This window comes from Candidatus Contendobacter odensis Run_B_J11, assembly GCF_000531125.1.
Lineage (GTDB): Bacteria > Pseudomonadota > Gammaproteobacteria > Competibacterales > Competibacteraceae > Contendibacter > Contendibacter odensensis.
Genome location: NZ_CBTK010000102.1, coordinates 1 through 1066, shown reverse-complemented (window position 1 = coordinate 1066; position 1066 = coordinate 1). Strand labels below are relative to the sequence as shown.

General features: G+C 66.0%; 1 protein-coding gene. It reads right to left on the bottom strand.

Going from position 1 to position 1066, the window contains the following annotated elements; genetic code table 11:
* A partial coding sequence (locus BN874_RS08155) for an IS66 family transposase (RefSeq protein ID WP_034431992.1) occupies positions 1-1066 on the bottom strand: 1066 nt, incomplete at both ends.

Below are 1066 nucleotides of genomic sequence, written 5' to 3'. Positions count from 1 at the left end.
TTAAGACCTGCTGACCAAAGCGTCGGGCGTCCCGATCACAGCTCTGAGCCAACCCCCGGGCCTTGCGGAGCAGATGCGCCCAGCAGCGCAGCCGGCGGGGATAGTGACGGTAGGCGATCCAGCCATCGCTCATCAGCCAGCCGCTAAAGCCGTCCAGGACGTTATCGACCCACTCCCGACCGCGCCCGGCGACGTAATACAGCGTGACGGTCAGCGCATGGAACACCCACAGCCAAAGGGGCTGGCCGTGTTCCGGCCCTGAGGTGTCGTCGGCATGGAGCAGGTCACTGGCCAATACCGCCTCGATCCGTTCCGCTTCGGCGGGGGCCACCACCGCGCTGGCTTCATGGATCGTCTGATGGATCGTGCCGATGCTCAGCGTGAGTCCTAACCACTCGCCCAGAAATTCCTGAATCCGCGCCCGCGAGAGTCGAAACCGCAGCGCCAGGGCGACGATCAGTCCGGCCAGCGCCGGCCCGACCAAGCGCCATTCGCTCAGTTCAATGCCAGCGAGCAGGGGATCGACCGCCCCTTGAGCAGCGACCGCCCGGGTTCGGTGTCCACAGCCACACGCTACCTCGTAAGAACGAGGGTCCACCCCCCACAAGGTCAACCCGGGTTGCCCAGGCTCCCCCAAGCGCAGATCAACGGCCTGAAAGCCGGTATAGGCACCCGCCGCCGCGCCCGTCAGTGGCTGACCGCATCCCGCACACCCGAGCGGGTAATGCGCCTGTTCCTCATGGGCATGAAGCCCCTGAGTCCGACCGAACCCCGGTGCCCCGGGCTGTTTGCCGGGTTTACGCTTCGGGGACGGATCGGTCGGTTGCACGTCTACCGGTTGCACGTCCGCCGGCGCTGGCATAAGCGCGTCATCTGCCGCATCGTCAGCCGACGCCGACCCGCCCCCGGTTCGCTCCCAGGGCGCACGACTACTCGGTGGACGTGAACTGTTCTCGGGGCCTTGGTTCAGGCGGTCCCATGCTTCCTTGAGATCCGCCAGTAACTGCACCGACAGCCTCCGCAACGCCTCCGGCTCCAAGGACTGGATATAGGCGGCATCGATCTG